The following is a 21,989-nucleotide window of genomic DNA, read 5'->3' as shown; positions in this document are numbered from 1 at the left end:
CTTGAACCAGCTTACCGGCCTTTCCTCTCCCTTTGCGTCTTATTGCATTCGATATCATAGCCTCAATGACGCTAATTTAAGTCCGGCCATTGTAAAAGATGGTTTTCTATTGAAGCAATTAAGAAGCTTGAAAAGCTATCCCAAGTTTTAGTTATCGAACTCTGACCTTCAAAAAATTGAAATACTGATGGATCGTCCGAGCCCGGTAGAAAATAATTAATTTCATATCCTTGATGCATGCAGAATACCTTGGCATCTGCAGGCAACAAATCAGAGAGACTTAACTCATCAAGCAACTCCTCCGCCTCCAACTTCAGGCTAAGTAATCTCGGATAAAAAATATCTACGCCACAAAAAATCTTACCAGCCGAATGCCCAGCAACCGTCAGAAACTCACGATACTCTAACGGAATTTTACAACCAAAATGTTGCTCGACTGATGCAATCTCCCCTTCGGAGCAACCAACAAGTGCAGACTCTAAAATCACTCCCCGCAGCACCAACTCATGAAAAACATCTCGAATTTTTTTCATCTTGGCTTTCCTGTTTCTACGTTAACAATCACACCGGGGAACCTTTGTTGAAACTGACTTATAACCCCACTGCATGAAACGCAGATTGGGAGCTCTGAGTAAATGTTCACGACCCCTTGCGACGAGGGGGTCAGCTTATCTGCCAGATTCGACAATATCTTATACTCTGAGTCCATTGTCCTTGGATTGTTACCAGTTTGTATTGTGTCGAATACCTGCTTTTCTGGGACATCGACCGTTCCGGGGCGCTTCGCTAGACCGCTCACTCCTACAAGTTCAGCGCTTCGACCATCAATTGAATACTCAGCAACAGCAATATTCCTACCGCTACCAATATTTAGCTGCGAGCGAACTTGTACCGCCCGTTCAGATAATCTTGCTAATTCATTGACGGCGGCAGCCTCTGTAGCACCTGTCGCTGCCGGCCTGACGACAGCCAAAACCTCATCAGCCGTTAGCTTAGCGCCAGTTTTCGCTTCGATCTCCATCAAAACGCGAAGATCAGTCAGCTCCTTGGTCGTTAACCCTCCAGCTGCGGCCCCCAACCCTACAGGAAGTGCTTCCGACAACCCCAAATCAGCGATAAAGACCCCGGCTTCGTTCACGCACAACACTGGGTTGGCTGCGCAGGTAGCTGCACCTCTCGTGGCAAACTGTCCAAGCAAACCAATCGCTTCCGGCGCAAGAGCAATGATCCCCGCTGCAGCCAACAATTTCACCGCATTAGCCGGGTCCCCTTGCGGAAGGTGGTCGAGGCTAGCTCGCGTCCTGGCATTGGTGGAGTCGGCGATATTGCTATGGAGGAATTGATCCGTAATTCCAGTTTTGTCATTTTGCCAAAGTTCGTTTAATGCAAGAGAGCCTTCATCAATCTCAGCCTTGATCTTCGCGCAATCACCGGTCGCCCAACAGTTATTGAGCCGCGCCGTGTTATCCGCATCACGTTTGGCAAACTCAGCTCGAACCGCATCACAGTTGTCTTTACATTCCTTGAGCGCCTTTTCCAGGTCTTCTACATCCTGGTGACTCAAGTAGTTGTATTGAGTACCACTCTGTGCGATCGATGACCCTAGCTGCAGCTTGTCGGCATCCGCATTCGGATCCTGCACAGCGGTCGCCAAGACCCCGATTAGTTGCGAGTTCATCAGCAACAATCGTTCTCTATCGTCCTTCGACATCCCGGAATACGCCGACGCCAAGTCGTCAACGAACGCTTCGTTGATTCCGGCTGCCAAGGCGCCCGTTTTGAAGTCCCCACCCGCGGCCAGTGAGCTCAAGCCCCCCATCAACGCATGCAGGCCTATCTTCTCCAGGCCACCGTCCTGCAGGTGGTTGCTCACCCCGATATCACCCACCAAGTTGAAACCATAGGCGGTAAACGCATTCACCAGGCTTTTTTGCACGGCATCGCCCAAGCTGCCTTCACGGCCTAGGGCTTTGTTGAGCAGCGCGGAGGTGGAGTTTTGCAGCAACTGGTTTTCGGTAAAATGCGCGATACCCTGCAAGCTGCTCAGGCCACCAGAATCGGCGACGATAACTTTGCCGGTATTGGCCAATGCCCCATTGGTGGAGTTCGCCAGCGCAGGGGATGTACCGGTCGTGGTTCGGGTCCAGTCATTGAAGATACCGGCGGTCAGACCCGCGGTGCCTCCGGCCACAATGTAATTTTTCAGGTTGTCGGTACTGAAGGTTTCTTTGAGCGCCGCTCCGACATCGCCTTTGTTATTGATAGTGCTGACGGCTGCCGTGCTGGCTGCCGAGGTGATCATGGCGGTGAGTGCGGCGTTCGCCCAACCTGCTGCCACTGCATCGGCGCTAGCTGTCGCGGCCAAACCAGCCGACATCGCTGAGCCGGATCCAGCAATCGAACCTGCTCCTACAAGGCCTGACGCCGCACCAGCGGTGAAGTAGGTGACGATGATTATGATGATGATCATCGCAGGGCCACCCAACCCGGAATGGCTTTCATTCCAGCGGTCGTGCAGCTCTTGGGCTTGACGCCAATCTACATCAGTTCGCGCTTCGGCGTCTTTCAACCAGGCCATACTCGGGTCGGCCTGCACCATGGCGGCGATTGCCTGACTGACGCTTTGCTGGTTGATCTGTTTGATGTCTATGTGAAGCCCATCAACAGCTTTAACGAGCGTCCGACCTTTGGCAGTCAATTGGCTTTGGCGCAGTGTTTCGTCAACCTGGCCTTTGCTTTCCATGCTGGTCCACGCCGCGCTACTGCTGCTCTTGTCGTGGCTTTCCTGATGTGAATCCTTCACTGCCTCAAAGGTGATGCTGCCACCGCTGTCCAAGGTCAGGTCTTTACCACTGTTGAGCTTGGCGCCCTGGTAGCGCTGGTCACCTTTGCTAACGAGTGAAAGGTCACTACCTGCGTTGATCTCACTTCCTACATGCGTGATCTGGGTAACTTCGTCGCGCTTCATTTTCTTAGCGCCGAAACCACCCTTCTCCTTCATGTCGTAAAGGGTGTAATCCTTGTTCTGCGCGGCCAGCAGGTTCAGGTCGTTGCCGGCGTAGACGTAGGCTTCATTGCCCGCACTGATCTTGCTCGCGACCAGTGTGGTGTCGCGGCCGGAGGTGGTTTTTACGTCGCCGCCAGCGATGAATTCAGCGGCCTTCTGGACGGTGTGGTTATCTTCTTCGTGGACGCGTTTCTTGCCGTCCTTGCTGTGGGTTTCGACGTTGTTTTCGTCGCCGGCCGAGGACATGAAGATGTCGCGCTTGGCGTCGGCGGTGAGGTTGCCTTTGGCTTCGGCGGTGCTGGCGACGACGTTGATGTCGCGACCGGCATCAAGCTTCAGGTTGCCACCGGTTTTCACTGTCGAGGACAGATTGTCCACGGTGGTGGTAATGGTTGAGCGATGGCCGCCATCGAACGATTCGTGCAGTTCGTTTTCTTCGCGCGTCGCCAACAGGTTGATGTCGCGGGCCGCGCTCAGGCTGGCGTCGCCGCCGCTGCTGATGGATGACGAGTTGACCAGATCGTTGCCCGATTTGATGGTCAGGCTGTCACGCGCGCTGATGTTGCCGCCGTCATCGACGAGGGTGCGCATGCCGTTGCCGTCGCGCACGGCGATGGCGGTGCGATCGTTGACGATGTCGCCTTTGAGGCTGGTCAGTTCGACTTGGTTGCCACGAATTTCGCCGGCCAGTGCGTTGCGAATGCTGTCGGTCGCCATGAGTTTGATGCGTTCATTGGCTTCGACCAGGCCGCCCTGATAGAGGCTGCCCTTCACATCGACAGAGACGTCTTTGCTCGCACTCAGAGTGCCGACGTTGACCAGGTCATTACCGGCGATCAGCTCCAGGTCGCGGCCCTGAATCAGGCTGCCGCCGCGCACGTTGCGCGATTCGGCCTGGGCCAGATACAGCACCGGCACCAGCACTTTCTGGCCGTCGACGATGCGTTCTTCCATCCACACGATGTCGTGGGTCAGTGCGGCGACCTGTTCCGAGGTCAGGCTGACGCCGACCGACAGGTTCAGTTCGTTTTTGCTGGCGAGCGCGTTATCCATCAGATAACGGAATTGCTCGTAGTCATTCTCCAGGCCGCCGGCAAGGAAACGCTGACCGGTCTGGGCCATGACGGCGTCGCTGATCAGGCGCGATTCATAGCGGCCATCACCGAGGCGGCGCGCGGTTTCATCGGCGCTGAAATTGAGTTTGCCGAGCAGGTAGTCGGAACTCATGAACGGCGCGGTCTGAGTCAGCTCCGGGTTGGTCTCGATCAGGTAGCGGCTCTGCGGGTTGCTGCTCTGCACGAACATGCCGTACGGGCCTTTCGGCAGACGGAACGTCGAGGACGCCGTTGGATCGACCGCCGCAAACGGCACGCCTTTGAAGTCCACGGGTACGAAGCTGATCTGCTTCACGCCATCGGCATCGATGTGTTCGATACGGGTAACGGATTTCGGCGCCTGCGCGCTGGCGTCGGTGCTGTGCTTACCGAGGTTGATGTTGATGCCACCGACCGCATCGGTCTGGTCGCTGGACAAGGCGCCGGTCAGTTGACCATAGGTGTTGTCGTACAGCGTGCCGTTCTGGATGCTGTTGGCGACGTCGAGTTTGACCTTGCCGCCGGCCTGCATCACGGCCGAGTAGACGGTGTTGCCGTTTTCATTCCAGGTAGTGACATCGCTGGTCGGCAAGAATCGGGAGTCGCTGGAGCGACTGGCCAGTTCGTCGAACCGCGCCTGATCGAAATTACCCGCCGCCGTCGCCGCGTTGAACGCCGGGATATCGATGAATTCCATCTGATCCCACAGGCTGTTGGCGATGTGCTCCGGTGTACCGATTTTCAGCACACGTTGGCCCGAGCGCGAAGCGGCGCCCTGGTTCAACAGGCTGTCGGCAGTGACCGTCAGATCACCGTTGGCGGCCAGCAGGCTGTAGCGGTTTTCCACCCGATTGGCGTGGATATTGAGGTTCTTCCCGGCAACGAAGCGTGCCGCCCGCGAATCCTTGAGAACCTGATCGTTGAAGTCGGTAATGATGGTGATGTAGCCGCGTTTCCAACCATCGCCGCCCCCGCAATGCTGAGCGCACACCCAGCTGAGGCTCCCGGACGACTGCCCCGATGTCAGCTCGAACTCGGCCTTGGCGTTCTCTACCGACACCGCATTGATGTCGATGTCGCCCTCGCCTTCAACGGTGCCCGACAGGTTGCTGAACAACGCCGCACGACCGCCACCGACCGCATCAAAAGTCAGGTTGCCGCGACTGTAGATGTCGCCATAGAAGTTGTTCAGGCTGTTGCCGTGCAGCTTCATCGTGCCGCCGCTGAACAGCAGCGTATCGGCGTCGTTGTAGATGCCATTGGCGGCGGTGAATTCGAGGTTGCCTTGGGCACCGAGGGTGCCGTTATTGTTGATCCGCGCCGCCGTCACCGTGAGGTTCTGGTTGGCGATCAGACGGCCGAGGTTGTCCAGCGTGCCGCGCAGGGTCATGACGGTGTCGCCACCGCTGACCAGTCGACCGTCCTGTTGAATCACGTCGTTGGCGTTGATCGTGAGTTTCTGCTGCGCCGAAACTTTACCGCTGTTGAGCAGATTGCCGCCCAGGTTCAGGGTCAGGTCACCGTCGCTCGCCAATTGCCCGGCGTTGTTCAGGTTGGCGACATTGAGGTTCAGCGTCGAAGCACTGGCGATGCGGTCGCCGGCGTTGAGGCTCAGATCCTGCGCGCTAGTGTAGGTCAGGCCGCCGTTGAGTTGCCAGGTGCCGACGCCGTTGACCGAGCCGACATCCCACACGCCTTTGCCCAGACCCGTGAGGCTGCCTTGCGTGCCGGTCAGATTAGTCAGGTCCAGATCGAACAAGCCCTGCGCCGCATGGCGCACGTTGCCGCTGAGGTTATTCAGTTGCGCGCCGGACAGCACCAAATCCTGGCTGCCGATTTCGATTGCACCGCTTTGGTTGTTGAGGTTGCCGGTCAGTTTGATTTGACTGGAGGCGCCCCCCAGTGCGCGGACTTGGCCGCCAGCGCTGTTATCCAGGCCGCTGGCAACCAGCTTGAGGCTGGTGGCCGATTCGATCAGGCCGCCCTGATTGAGAATCTGCCCGACCGCTTCGAGGCCCAGTTGATTGCCACTGATCTCGCCGCCGGTGTTGTCCAGGCGGGTACCGGTGAAGATCAGCTGATCCTTGCCGAACAGTTTGCCGGCGCGGTTGGTCAGGCGCGTCACGGTCAGTGTCAGGTCATCGATCAGACTGGAGATCAAACCGGCCTTACCGTTGACTGCACTGTTATCGAGGTCGGCGCTGGTGATCTCCAGCGAGTCGGCTTGCAGCGTTCCCCCTTGGTTTTGCAGGCTGCCAGTACCGAGGACCAGTTCGGCATGACTGCCGTTGGCGAGAATCACGCCTTGCTGATTGAGCAGGGTTTTACCGGTGATTTTAAGGCCGTCGCTGCCAGCGACAATCTGCCCGGCATCGTTGTTGTTGATCGCGGCGCTGGTGATGTCCAGACGCTTGCCGCGCAGGGTGCCGCCACGGTTGTCCAGCGAAGTGAGCTGATTGAGCAGCAGACGCTGATCGGCGGCATCGACCACACCGGTCACGTTGCTGAAGACTCCGGTAATATTGAGGACAACATCACCACCGTTGCCAACGATACCGCCCTTGTCGTTGTTGCTCAGTTGCGTGGCGTTGATGTCGATGGTTTTGCCGAGCAGGACACCGGCGCTGTTATCGACGATATCGCTGTCGATCTGCAACTGCCCTTCGCTCTGAATCCGGCCCTTGTGGTTAAGCAGTTGCGATTGCCCCGGCGCGGTTTGCTTGAGGATCAATCGCGCACCATCGGCACCCGCCGCCAACAAGCCGCTATCACTGTTATCGAGGCTCGCGGTGTGCAGGTCCAGACCGTCGGCGATCATGCGCCCGCCACGGTTGTCGATGTGGCCGTCCTTTGCCACCATCAACAATTGTTTTGCGGCAACGACACCGCCACGGTTGTCGAGCGATCCGGCCTGAATGTCGACGTCAGCCTGACTGGATTGCAGGCGACCCAAAGCGTTGTTCAGGTGCTGCTCAACCACCAGCGTGAGCTTGCCAGTTGCGGCGCTGACGGTGCCGGCGTTGTTGCCCGAGAGATTGCGCAGGTTGGCATCGACCACGCCGCCGAGCAGTTTGCCGCCAGCGTTTTGGAAATCGCGCGCGGTCAGGTTCAGACGATCATTGCCTTGAATCAGGCCTTGGCTGTTGTCGAGGTCTGCGCTGGTGACCGCGCTGTCATCGGACGAAATCGTGCCTTGCGTGTTGTCGAGTGTGTCGCGGCTGCTGACTTCAAGGGTTTTGCCGATCAGGTTGGCGTTTCGGTTATTGATGCCTTGCGCCGCCACCGTCAGGCGATCCGAGGCCTGCACTTTGCCGTCGTGGTTATCCAGATCCTGGGTAAGCGTCAGTTCGGCAGTGCCGTTTTCGGCACTGACAACACCTTTGCCGCTGTTATCGAGGCGCGTCGCCGTGACCTTGATTTTGTCAGCGGCCAGCGTGCCGCCCTGATTGAGTAACTCTCCACCAGACACTGCCAGCGTGGTTTTCGCCTGGATCTTGCCTTTGCCATTGTCCAGACGTTCACGGGCAACAACCTTGGCATCATTCTGGCTGGCACCGATCAGGCCACCACTGTTATTGAGTTGCCGGGCGTCGATGTAGAGTCGTCCGGCAATGATTTTGCCGTCGGCGTTTTGCAGCTCACGTGCGTTGAGCTGGAGGCTGCCGCCAGCGATTTCGATCCGGCCTTGACGGTTGTCCAGACTGTCGACCGAAAGTGTCGCAGCCTGACCATCGGCAAAGCGGATCAGTCCGTTGAGATTGACCATCGCCGGAGCGCTGAGCGCCAGGCGCGTTTCACCATAAATGCGGGCGTTGAGCCCCTGGTTGACCAGGCGAGCCGCGCTCAGATTAACGTTTTGTGCTTGAACGATGCCGTTCTGGTTGTCGAACCCGGCGGCCACCGCCGCGCTCAGCGTACGGCTGGCTAAAATGCTGCCAGTGTTGCTCACCGCAGCACTGTTGATGGCCAAATCACCGCTGGCATTGCGACTGTTATCAGCGTTTACCCCGGCCTCGATCACGCCGTTGTTGGTCAGCTTGCCAGCGCTGCTCAGGCTGACGCTGTCACGGGCGGCCAGGCTCTGGCGGTTGATCAGCTCTTCGGCGGTCTGCACGGCCAGTTGCGTGCCGGCGTACACCGGCCCTTGGGCATCGAGACTTTGCGCTTTGACGGTGACGGCATTGCTGGCGGTGGCTTTGGCCATGCGCAACTGACCGTTGACGTCGATCTGGATATCGCCAGCGCTGGCCGCCAGGTCGCCCGCCAGCTTCACACCGACGCCCTGCTCCGTGCCCACCAGTTTGATCGCGCCGGTATACATGCCGCCCAGCGCCGAGGAGTCGATGGCCAGTTGCGGTTTGGCGCTGCCATCATCGGCACGCGCGGTGGCGTTGAGCGTGTCGGCGTTGACGTCGTTGCGACCGGTGGTGATGTTGAGGTTCTTGGCGTGGATCTGCGCGTTGATCTGCGCACTGCGGGTGATGATTTCAAAGCTGTCGACGCTGCTCGCATCGAGGCCGACGCCGTCGATGGAGATGCTGCCCTGATCGACCTGAAAGTGATCCAGACGACCATTGTCGAGCACCGGTTTACCGGTGGTCAGCGTGACGCGCGGCGTGTTGATGAAACCGCAGCCGTTGCAACTGATGCCGTAAGGGTTGGCGACGATGACACGCGCCGACTGGCCCGCGACTTCGGTGTAACCGCGCAACTGACTTGGGCTGCCGCCGTTGACTTCATTGAGGATGGTTTGCGCCGCTGCACCACGCAGATTCTGGTTGCCGAGGATGATCCCGCCCAGCTGCGTAAGCTGCGTGCGTGCGGTGGCGTTATTGAGGATGACGCCCTGCGCGTCGACGTTGTAATCGTGAAACTGGTTATGCGACAGCCCGCTGCCACTGGGCGCAGCGATGTTGACGATCGGCACGCCATTGCCCGCGCGATCCAGACTGGTGCCCGGTGCATTGACCACGATGCCATCGGCCTGCGCCCACATCGGTTGCCAGAACATGACGTTGGCCAGCAGGAACGCGAGGCCGCGTTTCGGCATGCCCCAAAATTGTTCGCGCGGTTTTACGGCCGCAGAAGGTTGGCCGGCCAGGAAGGTCAGGTGGCGAATGTCCATATCAGAATCTCGGGGCAGGCAAAAATTAAATGAAGAAATCCAGGCGGAAATAGATCGGCGCTTCGCGCTCGGTGAGCGCGTCCGGTCGTTCCAGCGAATGGGCAAACGTCACGCTGGCGGCGACGTGCTGACCCCGGGCGAACAACTCCACGGAATTACTCGACATGCGCCCATGCTGGTCACCGTTGTAGCGATCACCGCGAATCACGCCCTGGTCGTAGCCGAGGCTGGTGCCGTACTCCGCGAATACCGGGCGCAGCCACTGCGCTGTGACCGGGCGGCTCCAGCGCAAATCGTTGCGCCAGTAACCACCGCTGTCACCGGACAACGACTGATCCTTGTAGCCCCGAATCGACGAAGAACCACCGAGGCTGCTGCGCTGCGGGCTGAACAGCACGTCTTCACTGCGCTGACCGGTCATCAGGCTGCTGAAGCTGAAGGACTCGCCCCATACCTTGAACGGCTGCAAGTAGCTCAGGGTTGCGGTGTATTTGCGGTAGCGCGCGTCCGGTTCGCCTGGGCCCGGATCGTGACTGCCCTGCGCGTCGAACGCGCCGATACCTTGCTGCATGCCGAGATCAACGTTGACGAAAGCACTGCCGATTCGACGGCCATGGTTGAGACCAAACTGCGCTTCGCTGATGCGGTTGCTGCTCAGTTTCAGCTTGCTGTCTTCAATGAAGCTGTTGGTGCGCAGGTACGACAGACCGGTACTGAGCGAGGTCTTGCTGACGGCGTCGCGGTGGATCACCCGCTCGGCACGCAACTGATGGTTTTCGCTGTCGCCGGTCTGCTTGAAATTGAATCCGTTGGCGGCAATCAGCGAGCGGTATTCGCTCTGGCTGTAGGTGTAGCTGAAGTTCCACCAGCCCCACGGCAGACTGTAATTGAGCATGGCGTTGTTGGAGGTGTGCTGATGATCAGTCATCGCATCGTGACCGCCACGCAGATTCAACTGATCGGCGAGGCCGAGCGGGCTGTCCCAATCGAACGAGGTGCCCCACTGCTGCTCACCGGTGCTGCGCTGGCCGTCGTTGTTGCGCGACAAACCAGCACGCCAGGGTTTTTCCGGCGTGTTGGTGACCAGCACCTCGCTGCCGCCAACGTTTTTGCCGGGCGACAATTCCATCTTGGTCTGATTCGACGGCAGTCGATTGAGCTGATCGACCATCTGCTCGATCTCGCGCAGGTTGATCAGGTCACCTGCCTTGCCGGGGAAAGCCATGGCCAATTCGCGATCGGAAAGCTTGCTGTTGTCGGCGCCCTTTATGCCTTCGAGTTTGCCTTCGACCACCAGCACTTTCAGGTGCCCGGCGGACAGATCCTGTTGCGGCAGATACGCGCGACTGGTGACCAGGCCTTTTTCGATGTAGTGATCGGTGATGGCTTTCAGCAGTTGGTTGAGCTGCGGCACCCCCACGCATGTACCGATGTAGGCTTGAAGCAGATGCGTTTTCTCGCGCTCGGAAAGGCTGTCGGCGCCTTTGAGCTCGATGTCTTTGATCAGGAAACAGCGAGTATCGGTGGGCGCTGCCGGTTGTACGGGCCGGGCGTCCTTGCCAGGCAATTCCTTGAGTTCATCGAGACGCCGCTGCTGCTCTTCGAGCAGGCGATTCTGGCGTTCGCGGATCAGATCGGTGTCACCGGGGGTGGGTGCAGCAACTACGGTTTGGAGCGGAGAAAGGCACAGCAAAGCCAAGCACAACCTCGCCACGAGGGCGGGTGAGGACATGTTCGATCCCTCGAGACGGAAAGTGATATCAAATTAGTGGCGCGATATTAGATGGCCATCATTTTGACGTCAAACTTATGTTTCTACCGTCTATCGAGATTTACCCAGCGCGCAAAGCACCTCAGTGCGCCACACCAAGGCGCGTAGCAACCTCATCCCCCCGCAACTTTCGCCCATCCTCGGCCAGCAGTTCCAGCTTGCGAATCGGCTGGCGATTCTGCGCATCGACCATCACCGAGCCCGACTCACCCGACGCGTACATGAATTCCCCGCCCCACTGCGACAACGCAACGATTACCGTCTGCAAGGCCTTGCCGCGCTCAGTCAGCGCGTATTCCTTGTAGGCGCCGCCATCAGCGGCCGGCACCGTTTGCAGAATCCCTTGCTCGACCAGCGCCTTGAGCCGAGCGCTGAGGATGTTTTTCGCGATGTCGAGGCTCTTCTGAAAATCGCTGAAGCGGCGAATGCCTTCCAGTGCATCGCGAATGATCAACAGCGACCACCAGTCACCGATCAGATCGAGTGTCCGGGCGACCGGGCAGGCGTTGCCTTGCAGGCTTTTGCGCTTCACGTAAACGTACTCCATCAGCTCGTTGGGCAGCCTTGCGGCTCAGGGTTGCATCATACAACCCTGAGCGCTGTAACCCAGCACCTGCGTACAAGTGGCAAACGGACTTTGCGCGGATAGTGATCGTGGCCAATTCGGCATCGATACGTCCCTATATCATCCCCCGACGCAAGGAGTTTGCATGAGCACATTCACCACCCAAGACGGCACCGAGATCTATTTCAAGGATTGGGGCAGCGGCAAGCCCGTGCTGTTCAGCCACGGCTGGCCGCTGGATGCCGACATGTGGGAGTACCAGATGGAATACCTGAGCAGTCGCGGCTACCGCACCATCGCGTTCGACCGCCGGGGTTTCGGTCGTTCCGATCAACCGTGGACCGGCTACGACTACGACACGTTTGCCGATGACATCGCACAACTGATCAACCATCTGGATCTGCGCGACGTCACCCTGGTCGGGTTTTCCATGGGTGGCGGCGACGTCAGCCGCTACATCGCCCGCCACGGCAGCGAGCGTGTCGCCGGGCTGGTATTGCTGGGTTCGGTCACGCCATTGTTCGGCAAGAAAGCCGACTTCCCACAAGGCGTCGACACGTCGGTGTTCGACGGCATCAAGGCCGGCCTGTTGCAGGATCGTGCGCAGTTCATCGCTGATTTCGCCGCACCTTTCTATGGCACCAATCAGGGCCAGAAAGTCTCCGACGGCGTCCTTACGCAAACCCTGAACGTCGCGCTGCTGGCTTCGCTCAAAGGCACCGTTGACTGCGTGACGGCATTCTCGGAAACCGACTTCCGCGCCGACATGGCCAAGATCGAGGTACCGACGCTGGTGATCCATGGCGACGGCGATCAGATCGTGCCGTTCGAAACCACCGGCAAACTGGCCGCTGCTTCGATCAAGGACGCCGAGCTGAAGGTCTACGCCGGCGCGCCGCACGGGTTTGCCGTGACGCATGCACAGGCATTGAATGAAGACCTGCTGGCGTTTCTGCAGCGTTAACACTCAGCAAAAATTTGGACAATGGCAGCGAGCCTGACTTGTTACGACAAATTTCCGATTCGCTGCCTTGACGAATTTTTCATGTTTACCTGATAACATCCGCCCCCTCGTTGGGGAGTAGCCTGTTTCCGAGTCCCTCGGAAGCGTTCGTATCAACATTCTCGGCAACCTGCCGTGGTACGAACACCTTTTTGGTTGGTGAGACCGACGACACATCCATGCCTAAAGTCGGGCGTGTGGTTGTGTCGTTGACTCATAGCCCGACTGGAAGTGTGCCCCCGTGAATCCCGTTTCCCTGATCTTTCTCGCTCTGGCCATGTCCACGGATGCGTTCGCCGCCGCCATCGGCAAAGGCTCCAGCCTGCACAAACCGCGTCTCACCGAAGCACTGCGCACCGGCCTGATCTTCGGCGTGATCGAAGCCATCACCCCCATCATCGGCTGGCTGATCGGTCAGGCTGCGACCCGCTGGGTTGCCGAATGGGATCACTGGATCGCCTTCACCCTGCTGGTGATTCTCGGCCTGCACATGATCTACAACGGTCTGAAGCACGAAGACGAAGAAGAACAAAAACCTGGCCAGCACTCCTTCATGATCCTCGCAGTCACCGCTTTTGCGACCAGCATTGATGCGCTCGCCGTGGGCGTTGGCCTGGCGTTTGTCGACGTGAATATCTGGGTGGCTGCGGCCGCGATCGGTCTGGCGACGATGACCATGGTCACGATTGGCGTGATGCTGGGTCGCGTGCTGGGCGCGGTGGTTGGCAAGCGTGCGGAAATCGTCGGTGGCGTGGTGCTGATGATCGTCGGTGCGACGATTCTGTATGAGCACCTTTCAGCCTGATTCAAGGGGATGTCAGTGTCGCCAGCGTCAACGCGTTGCCTGTCGCGGCGCCACTGGCGGTGTTGTCGAAGATGCACCAGGTCGGGGCGCCCTCGGCCGCCGCGATCTGCAGTGCTTGTTCGAGTCTTTGCACAAAGGCTGAATCGTAGGCGCTGTGGTAAATGCGCGGTGAGCCGTGCAAGCGCCAATATTTGACGCCGGCCCAACCTCTCGGCGCGGTGTCACTGCTGATGCGCGAGGGGTCGACCGCTGCCTGGGCAATCCGGAAATCGAGCAACATTGGTTCCGCCTCGCCCCACGACTCGTGTCGGGGTTCCAGCACTACGGCGCCGGCGAAACGCTCTCGCAGCACGGTAAAAAATGCCTCGGCAACCGCCGCATCAAACGCCAGCGACGGCGGTAATTGCAGCAACAAACAACCCAATCGATCGCCCAATCCGCCGCATTGTTCGAGGAACTCATCGAGTGCTGCTGCGCAACCTGCCAGGCGCAGTTCATGGCTGATGAGCTTGGGTATCTTCACTGCAAAGGCAAACCCGTCCGGCACGGAATCCGCCCAACGCTCGTAGGTCTGACGACGATGCGCACGGTAGAACGAACTGTTGATTTCGACGCTATTGAGGCGTGCGGCATAGCGCTGCAAGTGCGTACCCTCAGCGGGAAATTCCGGCCAATGCTCGCGCCCAAGACTCCACCCCGCACAACCCACAAAAATCATCACACCTCCACTCCCCCTGTAGGAGCTGCCGCAGGCTGCGATCTCTTGATCTTGATCTTAAAAACAAAGATCAAAAGATCGCAGCCTGCGGCAGCTCCTACAGGGGATTTAGCCGGTTATTTTTTTCCGGGCAGGACCGAACTGAGCACTTGCTTGGCGGTTTGCAGGATCACGCCCGCCTCGTCCGGGTCGCCCTTGAGCAAGGTCGTGGCGAACTTCTTCGCCTGCTCAAGCTTGATATGCGGCGGTAGCGGCGGCACGTTCGGGTCGGTCTTGAACTCGATCAGCACCGGTACATCAGACGCCAGCGCCTGCTCCCAGGCGGCGGCGACATCTTCTTCGCGATCGACAAAGATGCCTTTCAGGCCAATCGAAATCGCGAACAGGTGATACGGCACATCGGGAATGCTCTGCGACGCTTCGAACTTCGGATCGCCCTCCATCACCCGCTGTTCCCAGGTCACCTGATTGAGATCCTCGTTGTTGAACACCGCGCAGATCCACTTCGGACTCGCCCACTGGCGCCAGTATTTAGCGACCGTGATCAGCTCGGCCATGTTGTTCATCTGCATCGCGCCGTCCCCCACCAGGGCAATCACCGCGCGCTCGGGATGAGCAAACTTGGCGGCAATCGCATAGGGCACCGCAGCGCCCATCGACGCCAGGCCACCGGACAACGAACATTGCATGCCCCGCCGGATCTTCAGGTCCCGGGCATACCAGTTGGCGCAGGAGCCGGAGTCACTGGTGATGATCGCTTGATCGGGCAGGCGCGGAGACAGTTCGTACACCACCCGCTGCGGGTTGATCGGACTGGCTTTGGCCATCGCGCGTTTTTCCAGGGTTTTCTCCCAACTGCCGCGCCAGCCTTCGATTTTCTTGCGCCATTTGCTTGAGGTCTTTTGTTCCAGCAGCGGCAGAAGCGCGGCGAGGGTTTCAGCGGCATCGCCGACCAGATTGACCTCCATCGGATAGCGCAAGCTGAGCATGTCCGGCTGCAAGTCGATTTGCACGCCGCGTGCCTGGCCTTCCTTGGGCAGAAATTCCGAGTATGGGAATCCGGAGCCAATCATCAACAGGGTGTCGCACTCGCTCATCAGCTTGTAGCTGGGTTCGGTGCCAAGCAGGCCGATGCTGCCGGTCACCCACGGCAGATCGTCCGGTAACGCAGCTTTGCCGAGCAGCGCCTTGGCCACCCCGGCGCCGAGTTTTTCCGCCACTGCAATTACTTCATCGGTGGCCTGCAACGCACCGGCACCGACCAGAATCGCGACCTTCTCGCCGGCATTCAAAACCTCCGCTGCACGCTGCAGATCGACGTCGTAAGGCAACACTTTCGGCTTGGTATAGCCGACCCCGGAATGCGCGGTGCCGTGCGCTCGGGCCGGCGCTTCATAGGGCAGATCCTGCAAGTCATTGGGCAGGATAATTGCCGTGACACGGCGCTCGCCAATGGCCGTGCGCACTGCACGGTCAAGCAGATGCCGGACTTGCGAGGGCGCCGACGCCTGCTGCACGAATGCACCAGCGACATCCTTGAACATCGACAACAGATCGAGTTCTTGCTGATAGTGACTGCCGAGCGCGGTGCGCGCCTGCTGGCCGACAATTGCCAGCACCGGCATGTGATCCATCCGCGCATCGTAGAGCCCGGTGATCAGGTGCGAAGCACCGGGGCCGGAGGTGGCGATGCACACGCCCAGCTCACCGGTAAACTTGGCATGCGCCGAGGCCATGAACGCCGCCATTTCTTCATGCCGCGCCTGAACGAATTCGATTTTTCCGTGTGCCCGGCTCAGCGCGCCGAAGACGCCATTGATGCCGTCGCCCGGATAACCAAAGATCCGCGTGACGCCCCATTGGCTGAGCCGCTCAACCAGAAAGTCTCCCACTGTCGTCGTCATTTCGATCCTCACCTTTCACCGCTGCATGAAGCCTTCCCGAGGTGATATCCGTCGGGAGGTGTAAGGGTCTGGACAGTCGGGGCGACGACGAAGTTTCGATTGATTTGAGTTGATTCAGGTCGTGACAGACGCGGGCGGTGGCGCCTTTTATCGGCTGCCTGACGAATTATTCTGAGGCTCGTTGTCGATTGCTCAACGACTGATGGAGGAATGGTGATGTCCGATTCAACGGCGGCTCGCGTACATACCTTGCTGTTTGAGCGCAACGATTGGGTACCGAACAACCCGCGCTTGCCGGTGCTGGTTTATCCGCAAGCGATTGCCATTGAGGGTAGCGATCCGGCTGCGTTGTTCGAACAGATCTTCAGCGCCAATGACTGGCCGCCGCAATGGCGCTATGGGGTGTATGACTTTCATCACTATCACACCGAGGGTCATGAAGTGCTGGGAGTTGCCGCTGGCCATGCACGGTTGATGCTTGGCGGGCCTGACGGACATGTGCTGCAAGTGAGTGCCGGCGATGCTTTGCTGCTGCCCGCCGGCACTGGTCATTGCAATCTGCAATCCAGCGCTGACTTTCTGGTGGTGGGTGCGTACCCGCCGGGGCAACACGCCGATATCTGCCGCGCGGCGCCGAGCCAGGAACAGCAGCAGAGTATCGATCATCTGGCGTTTCCCGAGCAGGATCCACTGCAAGGATCGCGAGGCGCGCTTTTGAAATATTGGCTCAAGCAACCCTAGCGGTGCGGATGCACCGTCAACGCTACCAGTTTGCTCACGATGGGCCGCACGACAAGGATGCACAGGAACGCCACCGGCATCGCCAGTTTGTAGGCGTGCAACGCATTATTCAGGTAGTCGTTATCAATCCCGGAGTTGGCGGCGGTGATCACCAGCGACATCAGGAACGCCATGATCGTTGCCATGTACAACGCAAACACGTAGGGCGTGGCGCGCGGCGAAAGCTTGCGACGCCTCAGGTAGACAGCTTCGGACTGGGTGCTTTGATTCATAGGGCGGTTCCATCCAATGACAGGGAGCAGGCACCTTAGCAAAGGCTTTTGCCTGCAACTAGACGGCCAATCGCAGGTACTTTATAAAGCACAACTTACGAATCAACCCTCTCAGCAGGCCATGGATGAATCTGTTAGCGGCGATTGCCAGTTTTATCAAAGTGGTCGAATCGGGCTCGATCGTCGCTGCCGCCAAAGCATTGGGGGTTAGCGCGGCAGCGGTGAGCCAGACTCTCAATCGACTCGAAGCACACCTCGGCGTGCGCTTGCTGCAACGCACCACGCGCAGCATGGCCCTGACCGAAAACGGCGCGGTGTATTACGACAGGGTCAAGCGCATTGCAGCGGATCTGGAATCGGCACAAAACCTGATCAGCAGTCATGAAACCGAACTGCAGGGTCGTCTGAGCATCGCCTCGACCTCAGCGTTCGGCCGGCATGTGCTGGCGCCGTTGATCGCTGGTTTCGCTGCGCTGCATCCGCGCCTGATTGTTGAACTGTCGACCACCAACGGCAAGATCAGCCACATCCAGGACGGCATCGACCTGAGCCTGCGGATCAAGCCGCAACTGGAGGACGGCATCGTCGCGCGCAAGATCGTTTCGCTGCCGTTCATCATGTGCGCCTCGCCTGCCTATCTGCAGCGCGCCGGTTGGCCGCAATCACCGGACGATCTTCGACACCACGCGTGCCTGGCGTTTCGTTACCCGCTGGATGGGCGTTTTCTGCGCTGGAGCTTTAGCCACGACGGGCAGCGTTACGATGCCGACATCAATGTAACGGCGATCAGCGATGACATCGACGCGCTGGCGCAAATGGCAGCCAACGGTGCAGGCATCACACGGCTGGCAGAGTTCGTGGCGGCGCCCTTTATCGAGAGTGGCCGACTGGTGCCGCTGTTTGACCATCAGCACAGCGAGGTGGTTGAGCCGATGGAGATTTACGTCTGCGTACAGGAACGCGCGGCGATGACGCCAAAGGTCAGGGCCTTTGTCGATTATCTGACTGAGCATCTGCAGACGCGGTGGCCGATGAACGCTGAATTGGCCAAGGCCAGCGCAGATTGTCGGTGACCCCAGCGGCCCTATCGCGAGCAGGCTCGCTCCCACAATGTCTGGCGCCACATGCCGATTCTTTGGCAACCCAAAACCCTGTGGGAGATGGCTTGCTAGCGATGAGGCCGGCAAATCCAAAATGCGTTTCGCCTGCTCGCGCGAAGGGGCCAGTTGGCCCACCGCAACATTCGCTATAACCAATTCCACATAAGCAACATGTTCTCCCCGACATGGGCGCGGCCGGCTTGATTACCTAGCATGGCGCTCGCACTCATTGTCCGCCTGGCTGGCCAAGCAGCCTGGCGGATCCCCGAGGATGCGCCGCCCTGCCGCGCCATCCCGCCGCCTAGGAGAATCGAACATGTCCGCCGCCGTCATAGCCTGCAAGGACGTCACCTGGAACCCGATCACCAAGTCCAGCACCTTCACCGAACACGATCGCGAGATCCTCAAACAGCACTGGCACCCCGTCGCCTTCTCGGCGGATGTAGGTGACAAACCGTTTGCCGTCACCCTGCTGGATGAACCCGTCGTGCTCTACCGCGCCGGCGGCAAACTCAATGCCGCGCGCGACATCTGCAGCCATCGCGGCGCACCGCTGAGCAAAGGCTGGGTGCAAGGCGAAAATATCATTTGCCCTTACCACGGCCTGCATTTCGGCACCGATGGCCGCTGCACGCGGATTCCGTCCGAGCCCAATGCCAACCTCACCGAACGTCATCGCATTCAGATGTACAGCGCCCGCGAAGACTACGGTTTAATCTGGGTTCTGATGTCCGGCACCAGCGCCCCGTTCGCGCAAATGCCATCGTGGAGCGCCGCTGATTCGCAATGCATTCTGCCGCCATCGCTGGACATCGCCGCCTCCGCCGGGCGTCAGGTCGAAGGCTTTATCGACGTCGCGCATTTCGCCTGGATTCACCACGAAGCCTTTGCCGAGCGCGACAATCCAGTGGTACCGACCTACAAGGCCGAAGTCACGCCCTACGGGATGCACGCCGAATACGTCAGCAATGTCAGCAACTTTCCGAAAAGCATGCAGCATCGCGCCCCGGAAGACTTTCTGTGGCAGCGCACCTTCGACGTTTTCGCGCCGTTCACCGCACGCCTGACCGTTAATTTCCCTGATCCTGAACACCGTTTGGTGATCCTCAACGCCGCCAGCCCGATCTCGGCCCGCAAGACGCGAATGTTCTGCGCGATCACGCGCAACTTTGACAAGGAAATGCCGTTGGAGGACGTCTACGCCTTCAATCAGCAGGTCTTTGAAGAAGATCGCGACATCGTCGAATTGTGCCGCCCGGAAGACCTGCCACTGGACCTTTCGCTGGAAATCCACATCCCCGCCGATCGCTCCTCGACGGCCTACCGCCGCGCCCTCAGTGCGCTCGGTCTGGGTCGCGCTTTTACCAGTTGATTCCTGCACCGCATATCGAGAGGAGCAAGCACTATGTTCAAGTGGGAATGTCTGGTCTGCGGCTTCATTTACGATGAAGCCAAAGGCCTGCCGGACGACGGTCTAGCGGCAGGTACACGCTGGGAGGATGTGCCGGATGACTGGTTCTGCCCGGAGTGTGGGGTCGGTAAAGCCGATTTCGAGATGATCCGGCTCTCGGCCTCAGCCGAGGTGATCCCGCAAGCGCCACACCTGCCCGACCCGGTGATCATTGTCGGATCAGGGCTGGCCGGCTACACCGTGGCGCGCGAGCTGCGCAAACTGGATAGCGACACGCCGATCCTTATCGTCACGCGTGACGGCGGCGAGTTCTACTCCAAACCGTCGCTGTCCAACGCCTTGCAGACCGGGCGTCTGCCGGAACAACTGGTCACCTTCAGCGCCGAACAAATGGCCACGCAACTGCAAGCGCAGATCAAGACGCGCACTGCAATCGAGCACATCGACGCCGAGGCGCAACTGATCCATATCGACGGCCAGTCGCAACGCTACAGCGCGCTGGTATTGGCACTCGGCGCCGATGCACGACGCCCGGTCCTTGCTGGCGATGGCGCGCCGGCAATCATTACCGTCAACGACCTTGAGGACTATCGAAGCTTTCGTCAGCAGATCGGCTTGGCTAGCCGTATCGCCATTCTCGGTGGCGGCTTGATTGGCTGCGAATTCGCCAACGATCTGCGCCACGCCGGCCATGACGTGTGCATGGTCGATCGTGCCACCTGGCCGTTGAGTCGTCTGCTGCCGGCGGAGGCCGGCGAGGAAATGGCCAATGCGCTGGCGTCGCTTGGCGTGCGCCTGGAACTGGGCAACGCGCCTGTCGCGGTGCATCGCAGCGGTGCGATTTTTCATCTGCAATTGGCCGATGACAGCCTGATCGAGGTGGATTACGTACTCAGTGCGATCGGTCTGGAACCGCGCGTCGAACTCGCGCGCGCAGCTGGCATCGCCGTGGCCGGCGGCATCATCACTGACGCCTGCCTGCGCACCAGCACGCCGAACATTTTCGCCTTGGGCGATTGCGCACGGGTCCACGATCTGGTGCTGCCCTACGTGATGCCGATCATGCTGCAAGCCCGGGCGCTGGCGCAGACGCTGGCGGGCCAGCCCACCCCGGTCGCTTACCCGGCCATGCCGGTAACGATCAAAACCAGTGTGCTGCCCACCGTCGTCGCCTCGCCGATGGACAGCGACGGGCTGTGGTCGACCGAGTGGGCCGAACGATGCGCCAAAGGCGTCGCCAATGTGAAGTCGCTTTATCACGATGAACACAGCCAGATGCGCGGTTTCGTGTTGATGGGTGCAGCGACGCGACTCAAGGCTGAACTGCTGAAAACCCTCCCGGACTGGCGCTAAGCGGCTATCGACTGCGTGCAATGAGCTTGCAGGTGGACGTATTTCGGCGTATCGCTATATAGTCATCTATATAGCGATACAGTTTTCATCAACACCCACTCAGGGAGAAGGAACGATCTGCAGCGGGTCCCATAACAAGAGAGCCCGCCGTGTCCCAAGCCATCCCCAACTGCGATGCCCAACTGATTCGCACGCTCTACACCTTGCTCACCGAATGCAGTGTTTCCCGTACGGCCGAGCTGCTCGGACAGTCGCAACCGGCGATCAGCGTGGCCTTGCGCCGGCTGCGCGAACTGACCGGCGATCAATTGCTCGTGCGCAGTGGCAGCCGCATGGTCTTGACCGCGCACGGCCTGACCTTGATCGAACCGGTCGCGCAGGCGTTGCACGGCATCGAGCAGATTCTGCACCCGGTCGACCTGTTCGATCCCGCCACCACTAAACAGACGTTCCGCATCAGCACCCCGGATTACCTCAGCGTGTTTTTCGTGCCGGCGATCATCGAGCGCTTCTATGCGCAAGCACCGTTCGCCACCCTCGAACTCAAACACCTGCAAGCCGAGGGCGGCTATTCGCGCGGTCTTGAAGACGGCTTTCTCGATCTGGTGATCGGCAACTGGCGAACCCCGGCAGAACATCTGCACCTGCAATCCTTATGCGACGATGACCTGGTGTGTCTGCTGCGCGAAGAACATCCCATCGAGCCTGGCGCGCTGACGCGGGAAGCCTACATGGCGGCCGATCATCTGGCAGTGATGACCCACAACGCGTCGGGCCAGGGCACCATCGGCGCCGAACTGGCGAAAAGCGGCCTGGTCCGGCGCGTGACCACGACCCTGCCTTACTTCTGCATCGCGCCCTATGTGTTGGTGAAATCGAATCTGCTGTTCACCACCACGCGTTCGTTTGCCAAGCACTACACCGAACTGTTGCCGCTGCGCATCGAACCTTTTCCGGTGCCGGCGCAACCTTTGCGCTATTACCAGCTGTGGCATGCGCGCAAGCATCGCTCGCAGGCATCGAAGTGGCTGCGCAGCGTGGTGCTTTCAGCTGCGCGGGCGATTGCGCCCGAGCCCTTGAGGGTGATCGAGCGCGAGCCTTCAGGGCAATCTGCTTAACT

14 protein-coding genes and 1 riboswitch are annotated in these 21,989 nt (G+C 59.3%); of the genes, 7 read left to right on the top strand and 7 right to left on the bottom strand.

Annotated elements, in window-relative coordinates; translation table 11 throughout:
- Window positions 1-71 precede the first annotated feature (71 nt).
- The 4 genes from C2E19_RS13210 to C2E19_RS13195 form a co-directional block, all read right to left on the bottom strand.
- Window positions 72-533: an SMI1/KNR4 family protein gene (locus C2E19_RS13210; protein ID WP_129392810.1), complete on the bottom strand. Its 462-nt coding sequence runs from the start codon at window positions 531-533 to the stop codon at window positions 72-74.
- Window positions 530-9,226: a DUF637 domain-containing protein gene (locus C2E19_RS13205; RefSeq protein ID WP_129392807.1), complete on the bottom strand. Its 8,697-nt coding sequence runs from the start codon at window positions 9,224-9,226 to the stop codon at window positions 530-532. The genes C2E19_RS13210 and C2E19_RS13205 overlap by 4 nt, the downstream gene beginning before the upstream one ends.
- A 25-nt stretch (window positions 9,227-9,251) precedes the next feature.
- Window positions 9,252-10,958: a ShlB/FhaC/HecB family hemolysin secretion/activation protein gene (locus C2E19_RS13200; protein ID WP_129392804.1), complete on the bottom strand. Its 1,707-nt coding sequence runs from the start codon at window positions 10,956-10,958 to the stop codon at window positions 9,252-9,254.
- A gap of 121 nt (window positions 10,959-11,079) precedes the next feature.
- Window positions 11,080-11,529: a helix-turn-helix domain-containing protein gene (locus C2E19_RS13195; protein WP_129392801.1), complete on the bottom strand. Its 450-nt coding sequence runs from the start codon at window positions 11,527-11,529 to the stop codon at window positions 11,080-11,082.
- Between the two features lie 178 nt (window positions 11,530-11,707).
- Between C2E19_RS13195 and C2E19_RS13190 the strand changes: the two genes are divergently transcribed.
- Together C2E19_RS13190 and mntP are read left to right on the top strand one after the other, a co-directional pair.
- Window positions 11,708-12,526 carry an alpha/beta fold hydrolase gene (locus tag C2E19_RS13190; RefSeq protein WP_129392798.1) on the top strand — a complete coding sequence of 273 codons (819 nt, stop codon included), beginning with the start codon at window positions 11,708-11,710 and terminating at the stop codon, window positions 12,524-12,526.
- A 100-nt stretch (window positions 12,527-12,626) separates the two neighbouring features.
- A riboswitch (yybP-ykoY riboswitch) is annotated at window positions 12,627-12,800 on the top strand.
- A 6-nt stretch (window positions 12,801-12,806) separates the two neighbouring features.
- The gene (mntP, locus tag C2E19_RS13185; RefSeq protein ID WP_129392794.1) at window positions 12,807-13,370 is read left to right on the top strand and encodes a manganese efflux pump MntP; all 564 of its coding nucleotides are present in this window, start codon (window positions 12,807-12,809) and stop codon (window positions 13,368-13,370) included.
- A gap of 1 nt (window position 13,371) precedes the next feature.
- Here the strand turns inward: mntP and C2E19_RS13180 are convergent, their stop codons facing one another.
- Both C2E19_RS13180 and C2E19_RS13175 read right to left on the bottom strand, forming a co-directional pair.
- Window positions 13,372-14,088, bottom strand: a complete 717-nt coding sequence (locus C2E19_RS13180; protein WP_129396116.1) for a DUF72 domain-containing protein — start codon at window positions 14,086-14,088, stop codon at window positions 13,372-13,374.
- Window positions 14,089-14,204: 116 nt separating this feature from the next.
- A complete protein-coding gene (locus C2E19_RS13175) occupies window positions 14,205-15,992 on the bottom strand; it encodes a thiamine pyrophosphate-requiring protein (protein WP_129392791.1) in 1,788 nt (595 codons plus the stop codon).
- A 216-nt stretch (window positions 15,993-16,208) separates the two neighbouring features.
- On the opposite strand from C2E19_RS13175, the gene C2E19_RS13170 reads away from it, so the two are divergent.
- Window positions 16,209-16,733 carry a cupin gene (locus C2E19_RS13170; RefSeq protein WP_129392788.1) on the top strand — a complete coding sequence of 175 codons (525 nt, stop codon included), beginning with the start codon at window positions 16,209-16,211 and terminating at the stop codon, window positions 16,731-16,733.
- Here C2E19_RS13170 and C2E19_RS13165 read toward each other — a convergent pair.
- On the bottom strand, window positions 16,730-17,005 hold the full coding sequence (locus C2E19_RS13165) for a DUF2798 domain-containing protein (protein ID WP_129392785.1): 276 nt from the start codon (window positions 17,003-17,005) through the stop codon (window positions 16,730-16,732). The two genes, C2E19_RS13170 and C2E19_RS13165, sit on opposite strands and share 4 nt — an antisense overlap.
- Before the next feature lie 125 nt (window positions 17,006-17,130).
- Between C2E19_RS13165 and C2E19_RS13160 the strand changes: the two genes are divergently transcribed.
- The 4 genes from C2E19_RS13160 (at window position 17,131) to C2E19_RS13145 (ending at window position 21,987) form a co-directional block, all read left to right on the top strand.
- Window positions 17,131-18,078: a LysR family transcriptional regulator gene (locus C2E19_RS13160; protein ID WP_129392782.1), complete on the top strand. Its 948-nt coding sequence runs from the start codon at window positions 17,131-17,133 to the stop codon at window positions 18,076-18,078.
- 343 nt (window positions 18,079-18,421) lie between these two features.
- A complete protein-coding gene (locus C2E19_RS13155) occupies window positions 18,422-19,477 on the top strand; it encodes a Rieske 2Fe-2S domain-containing protein (RefSeq protein WP_129392779.1) in 1,056 nt (351 codons plus the stop codon).
- A gap of 33 nt (window positions 19,478-19,510) precedes the next feature.
- Window positions 19,511-20,869 (top strand): FAD-dependent oxidoreductase, encoded by a 1,359-nt coding sequence (locus C2E19_RS13150; RefSeq protein WP_129392775.1) that lies wholly within the window; start codon window positions 19,511-19,513, stop codon window positions 20,867-20,869.
- Window positions 20,870-21,018: 149 nt separating this feature from the next.
- Window positions 21,019-21,987 (top strand): LysR family transcriptional regulator, encoded by a 969-nt coding sequence (locus C2E19_RS13145; RefSeq protein ID WP_129392772.1) that lies wholly within the window; start codon window positions 21,019-21,021, stop codon window positions 21,985-21,987.
- The last annotated feature ends 2 nt before the right edge of the window (window positions 21,988-21,989 follow it).

Origin of the sequence: Pseudomonas sp. DTU12.3, from assembly GCF_004124275.1 — a bacterium.
Classification (GTDB): Bacteria; Pseudomonadota; Gammaproteobacteria; order Pseudomonadales; family Pseudomonadaceae; genus Aquipseudomonas; species Aquipseudomonas helmanticensis.
This window is presented reverse-complemented; position numbering and strand designations above follow the sequence as displayed.

Coding starts and splice junctions, on each gene's coding strand:
- C2E19_RS13210 (WP_129392810.1), bottom strand. CDS start 533: ATGAAAAAAATTCGAGATGTTTTTCATGAGTTGGTGCTGCGGGGAGTG.
- C2E19_RS13205 (WP_129392807.1), bottom strand. CDS start 9,226: ATGGACATTCGCCACCTGACCTTCCTGGCCGGCCAACCTTCTGCGGCC.
- C2E19_RS13200 (WP_129392804.1), bottom strand. CDS start 10,958: ATGTCCTCACCCGCCCTCGTGGCGAGGTTGTGCTTGGCTTTGCTGTGC.
- C2E19_RS13190 (WP_129392798.1), top strand. CDS start 11,708: ATGAGCACATTCACCACCCAAGACGGCACCGAGATCTATTTCAAGGAT.
- C2E19_RS13180 (WP_129396116.1), bottom strand. CDS start 14,088: ATGATTTTTGTGGGTTGTGCGGGGTGGAGTCTTGGGCGCGAGCATTGG.
- C2E19_RS13175 (WP_129392791.1), bottom strand. CDS start 15,992: ATGACGACGACAGTGGGAGACTTTCTGGTTGAGCGGCTCAGCCAATGG.
- C2E19_RS13170 (WP_129392788.1), top strand. CDS start 16,209: ATGTCCGATTCAACGGCGGCTCGCGTACATACCTTGCTGTTTGAGCGC.
- C2E19_RS13165 (WP_129392785.1), bottom strand. CDS start 17,005: ATGAATCAAAGCACCCAGTCCGAAGCTGTCTACCTGAGGCGTCGCAAG.
- C2E19_RS13160 (WP_129392782.1), top strand. CDS start 17,131: ATGAATCTGTTAGCGGCGATTGCCAGTTTTATCAAAGTGGTCGAATCG.
- C2E19_RS13155 (WP_129392779.1), top strand. CDS start 18,422: ATGTCCGCCGCCGTCATAGCCTGCAAGGACGTCACCTGGAACCCGATC.
- C2E19_RS13150 (WP_129392775.1), top strand. CDS start 19,511: ATGTTCAAGTGGGAATGTCTGGTCTGCGGCTTCATTTACGATGAAGCC.